At 41.9% G+C, this 5,104-nt stretch carries 5 protein-coding genes and 1 rRNA gene; 5 read left to right on the top strand and 1 reads right to left on the bottom strand.

From position 1 onward, the window contains the following. Positions 1 to 364 (bottom strand): 16S ribosomal RNA (locus B4J23_RS06755); the annotation flags it as partial. Between the two features lie 547 nt (positions 365 to 911). On the opposite strand from B4J23_RS06755, the gene B4J23_RS06750 reads away from it, so the two are divergent. The 5 genes from B4J23_RS06750 to B4J23_RS06730 all read left to right on the top strand — a co-directional run bounded on the left by B4J23_RS06750 (position 912) and on the right by B4J23_RS06730 (position 4,920). Beyond that, complete coding sequence (locus tag B4J23_RS06750; protein ID WP_291359499.1) at positions 912 to 1,826, top strand: MlaA family lipoprotein; 915 nt, start codon at positions 912 to 914, stop codon at positions 1,824 to 1,826. 102 nt (positions 1,827 to 1,928) lie between these two features. Then, complete coding sequence (gigA, locus tag B4J23_RS06745) at positions 1,929 to 2,897, top strand: RsbU family protein phosphatase GigA (protein WP_291359497.1); 969 nt, start codon at positions 1,929 to 1,931, stop codon at positions 2,895 to 2,897. A gap of 112 nt (positions 2,898 to 3,009) precedes the next feature. Beyond that, positions 3,010 to 3,528 carry an anti-anti-sigma factor GigB gene (gigB, locus tag B4J23_RS06740; protein WP_004783532.1) on the top strand — a complete coding sequence of 173 codons (519 nt, stop codon included), beginning with the start codon at positions 3,010 to 3,012 and terminating at the stop codon, positions 3,526 to 3,528. A 20-nt stretch (positions 3,529 to 3,548) separates the two neighbouring features. Further along, entirely contained in the window at positions 3,549 to 4,376 is an 828-nt protein-coding gene (locus tag B4J23_RS06735; protein WP_291359494.1) for a carbon-nitrogen hydrolase family protein, read from the top strand. 118 nt (positions 4,377 to 4,494) lie between these two features. Next, positions 4,495 to 4,920, top strand: a complete 426-nt coding sequence (locus tag B4J23_RS06730; RefSeq protein WP_004783539.1) for an organic hydroperoxide resistance protein — start codon at positions 4,495 to 4,497, stop codon at positions 4,918 to 4,920. The last annotated feature ends 184 nt before the right edge of the window (positions 4,921 to 5,104 follow it).

Here is a 5,104-nt window from a genome sequence, read left to right as displayed (position 1 = left end):
CAATATTCCCCACTGCTGCCTCCCGTAGGAGTCTGGGCCGTGTCTCAGTCCCAGTGTGGCGGATCATCCTCTCAGACCCGCTACAGATCGTCGCCTTGGTAGGCCTTTACCCCACCAACTAGCTAATCCGACTTAGGCTCATCTATTAGCGCAAGGTCCGAAGATCCCCTGCTTTCTCCCGTAGGACGTATGCGGTATTAGCGTCCCTTTCGGAACGTTGTCCCCCACTAATAGGCAGATTCCTAAGCATTACTCACCCGTCCGCCGCTAGGAATCAGGTGCAAGCACCCTATCCCCGCTCGACTTGCATGTGTTAAGCCTGCCGCCAGCGTTCAATCTGAGCCATGATCAAACTCTTCAGTTAAAATCATTTCGAACTTTATAAGTAAAGTTCTTAAACTTGGCTCATCAATTTCCTGACTTAAATTTCGCTCAAATAAACTTCGAGTAATTCAAACCAATCAATCAATGAAAATAATTTCGATCAATCAACCAGTAAAAATCCACACAAGTTGTTCTTCATAATCTCTTAATGATCTTCTTACTACTTCGTCAGTAGCAAGCTAGGTCGGCTATATTACTCTCTATCTCTAGAAAGTCAACCAGTAATGAAAATTATTTTTAAACTTTCTTTCTAAAACCTAACTTAACCATCTCATGCTAAGTTACTGTTTTATCAGAAGTTTTAATCTTCATCACCGCCGATGGATGTGCATTCTACAGCATTTCAGAGGGCTTGCAATACCTTTTTCAAATAAATCTTACCGCATGTCTAATTTTTAACCTTTTATGAAGTTTTTATTCATTTATTATACAATTTTGCTTAAATTACGCCTATTCCTAGTAATACAGTTTATTATTCCAGGTTAAACAACGCCACTATACTCAAAACAAGGCTTTGGGGTTTCCTTATGCATCGCTCTATTTATTTATCTTTATGCTTATTTTCTTTGGCCTCTAGCCCATTAATTTTTGCTGAAGACACTACTCAGTCTGAACAGACTGAAATAGAAACTGAATCTTCTACTACTGCTACGGTTCCACTCAGAGAAAAAATATCTTCTAAAGTGAGTCACCTGCAAACCCAGCTAAAAGTCGACGCTAGTGCTGCACAGGCTGAAGAAGTTTTAGATCCTTTCCAGGGCTGGAATAGAAAGGTGTATCAATTTAATGATGCAATCGATCAGGCAGTTGTTCGCCCCATTGCGGTTCAGTATCAGGAAAAGGTTCCTCAAGATGTGCGTGGCAGCTATACCCAGTTCCGTAGCAATTTAGGTGAACCATGGAATGCGGTAAACCAGTTGATTCAGGGCCGTCCTGCTCGTGCAGCAAAATCTTTGGGTCGTTTTACCATTAATACCTTAACTACTTTAGGTCTGGCAGACCCAGCCCGTCGTCTGGGACTGGATCATCAAGATGAAAAGTTCGGGATCACGCTAGGTTATTATGGTGTACCTTCCGGCCCTTATGTGATGTTACCGTTCCTGGGCCCAAGTTCTGTGCGTGATACTTTCGGTATGGCAGTCGATAGCCAGACCCGTCCACAGAAATATATTCTTGAAGATGATGAAGGCTTGTATTGGGGTGATCAATTCTGGCGTGCAATTGATAATCGTGCAGAATTACTTGATATTGAAGGTGTGTTAACAGGTGATCGTTATGCACAAATTCGCGATATTTATTTGCAACGCACCAATTATATGATCGCCCAGAAAAAAGGTCTGGAACAGGAATCTTTATTCCTTGAAGATGACTTTGATGATGAAAATCTTGAAGATGAATCTTTCGATGAAAATGAGACTGAATCTTATAGTGATGACCTTTGAAACCTAAGCTCAATAATGATTGCTAGCGAAAACTGTTCGCTAGCAATCATTTGCTTGTTATAGTACATCTTATAACTCATTCCAGGATCGAACTACCTGTCTATGTATTTCATTCAACCTACTCGCGATATTCCTTATTTAGATCAAGTGCTTGAGAAGCTTCCGCATGTTCAAGTAATCAAGCTGGAAGATCACGAGTTGTACGATGCAACGATTATTGCCATTGCAGATGTACATGATTATCTGAAATACAAGTGGAACCTTCCGACGGTCGTATTAGCGCTGGAAAATGAAGGAACAGCCTTGGCACAAGCTTGGGAACAAGGCGCTTTGGCTGGCTGGATCTGGAATAAACTGCCTGCACAACCGGATATCGCATTACAAAAAATCGATGCGCAATATAAGCGTAACCAGGATAGTCGTGATCTTCCTTCAGCAGCAGAGCTACAAAGACGTTTGCTACCGAATGAAATTGAATTAATCAATTATGCGGTTGAAACCTATTTTCAGCCTTCTGCCTATCTGTCTGGCGATTGGTACGATTACTGGAAAATCAGCGATAAAGAAGTCATTTTCTATCTTGCGGATGTTTCTGGTCATGGCGTTACCAGCAGTTTATTAACGTCCTGGATGGCGGCTTTTCATGGACGTTCGAAAACGCCTCGTGAGCTAATTAAGAAACTAAATGGGATGCTGGTTCAGGAAAATATCGAAAAGCATATCACCATGATTGCCGGAATCCTGAACCTGGAAACCCATGTCTTGAAATGGTCCAGCGCTGGTCACTATCCTCCTCCGATTATCTTTGAACCGAATCAGGAACCGAAAATCCTGTCATCCAGCAGTTTTCCTCTAGGCCTGACTGAAGATCTTGAGGTAGAAGAAAATGAATATATCCTCAGTCGCAATGCACGATTTATTATCTGTTCAGATGGAGCATTGGAGCCGTTTAACGGCGGTCTGAATGAACAATTTTCCCAATTATTGCATCACTTACAGAACGAATCCTTCGAAGCACCCGAACATGTTGCCGACGATATTGCCATTCTCAGCTTTATAAGAGTGAAATAGCAGTATAATCACAAGCTTTATAAGCACTTAATTTGATTGCGACTTTCAGCTACTTGAGTATCCGTAGACCCTATGGGATAATTTAATATCCTTCTCTGCAAATGGCATTTATATGTCAACAGGTCATGTTGAATATGCAAGCTTGAATGGAACGCATATTTTTAAGCTTATCGGCGAAGTGCGGGCCCAATCTTGTATTAGTCTAGACAAATTACTGAACAAACTTGAGCAGCAGGACAACGTTGTTGGCGCAATTGTTGATCTGACTGAAACCAGCTTTATTGACAGCACTGTACTGGGTGTCCTAGCAAAATTAGGACTTAAACTTAAGCAGCTCCATAAGATCCAGGCGGTGATGTTGTCGACTAACTCTGATATCACGACTCTGGCCAACAGTATGGGCTTGGGGCAGGTCTTTGTCATTTTGGATTACTGCGGTGATTCAAATGTATGTACGCGTAAACTGATGGAAGAACATGTGACGCATCAAGCAATGCTGAAAACTGTTCTAGATGCACACAAGACTTTAATGCGGTTAAATCAGAGCAACCAGAATATGTTTGAGCCCTTGGTCAAACAGTTGCAAAAAGAACAAGATAATCTAGATCAAGTGTCTGAACAAAAGGTATGAACACACAATAAGGAATCCCTATGACTTTACTTTCTGTTGCACAGATGAATTCCCAAAATGAAATTGAGCAAAATTTCATGACCATCGAATCATTAATTCAACAAAGTAAAGCAAAAGGTGCTGAGCTTATTGTCTTTCCTGAAAATTTCGTCTGTTTTGCTGCTGGTAAGCAGCGCGAAACTGCAGCTCAATTCGAGAGCATTCAACAACGTCTGGAACAACTAGCGCATCAATATCAGATCTGGATTATCGCAGGGACATTACCCTGTCCTTATCGTCCTGATGGTTCGATTATTGAAGATGGCCGAGTTCGTACCGTTAGCTTGTGTATTGGCCCAGAAAAAACTGAAGCCCGCTATGACAAGATTCACCTCTTTGATGTACAGGTCGGTGATGCTGTTGGTGGCTATCAGGAATCCCAATTTTTTGAACCAGGTACCGATGTTGTTGTTGCGAAAACACCTTTTGGCAATATCGGTATGATGGTCTGCTATGACCTGCGTTTTCCTGAACTTGCGCTTCATTTACGTGCCCAAGGCGCGAATATTTTAACTGCGCCATCTGCCTTTACTTACACCACTGGCCAAATGCACTGGCAATTATTATTGCAAGCACGTGCTATGGATACCCAATGCACAGTTCTCGGTGCTGCTCAACAGGGTTGGCATGGTGAAAAACGTCAAACTTGGGGACATGCCGCTGCCACAAACAGCCGTGGTCAACTTCTCGATATGGTGCATGCGGAAGGCGCACAGATTATTACGGTTGATTTTGATTTGACTGGGCAGGCCAAAGTGCGTGAGTCTATGCCACTCATGCAGCATCGCAAGCTACTAAAGTTCTCTTAAGTCAGACTTTTTACCGCATTCTCATTCGCTTGCATAAATTAACAAAATCCCTGCTTATTCTTCCCTAGAAATTATGGAGCATAGAAGTTCCATAAAAGAACAAGCAGGAAATACTCTCATGTCATTAGAAAAAGCAGTATATACCGCACGTGCCAAAGCTACAGGCGGTCGAGATGGCCGTGCAACCTCTGACGATCAGATTCTGGATGTGAAACTGGCAGTGCCCAAGGAAATGGGTGGCCCAGGTGGCGGGACCAATCCTGAACAATTGTTCGCTGCAGGTTATTCAGCCTGTTTTTTAGGTGCCATGAAGTTTGTTGCCAACCGGGATAAAATCAATATTAGCAAAGATGCCTATATTGAAGGTGAAGTTGGCATTGGTCCGATTCCTACCGGTTTTGGCATTGAAGTGACTTTAAATATTCATTTAGAAGGAATGGAACAGGACGAAGCTCAAAAGCTGGTCGATGCCGCACACATCGTTTGTCCTTATTCAAATGCAACCCGAAACAATATTGATGTTACTTTGAATGTCATCACTTAAGTCTAAATAAATATTTGACTCTCTATCCTGAAAAATCAGAAGTCATTTCAGGATAGAGCTGATCATTCTTATAGAATTTTGATCAAAATTACTGTGTGCTATTTCATAGAAAAATGATCACTTGAAATATTTACTTAAGAAAACTGTGCCTTCCTATCCCATCGAATAAAAATTTACTCTACCG

This window comes from Acinetobacter sp. UBA3025 (genome assembly GCF_002367915.1).
In the GTDB taxonomy this organism is placed as follows: Bacteria; Pseudomonadota; Gammaproteobacteria; order Pseudomonadales; family Moraxellaceae; genus Acinetobacter.
Note: the sequence above shows the minus strand (reverse complement) of the source record. Positions and strands in the feature narration are given on the sequence as shown.

Coding starts and splice junctions, on each gene's coding strand:
- B4J23_RS06750 (WP_291359499.1), top strand. CDS start 912: ATGCATCGCTCTATTTATTTATCTTTATGCTTATTTTCTTTGGCCTCT.
- gigA (WP_291359497.1), top strand. CDS start 1,929: ATGTATTTCATTCAACCTACTCGCGATATTCCTTATTTAGATCAAGTG.
- gigB (WP_004783532.1), top strand. CDS start 3,010: ATGTCAACAGGTCATGTTGAATATGCAAGCTTGAATGGAACGCATATT.
- B4J23_RS06735 (WP_291359494.1), top strand. CDS start 3,549: ATGACTTTACTTTCTGTTGCACAGATGAATTCCCAAAATGAAATTGAG.
- B4J23_RS06730 (WP_004783539.1), top strand. CDS start 4,495: ATGTCATTAGAAAAAGCAGTATATACCGCACGTGCCAAAGCTACAGGC.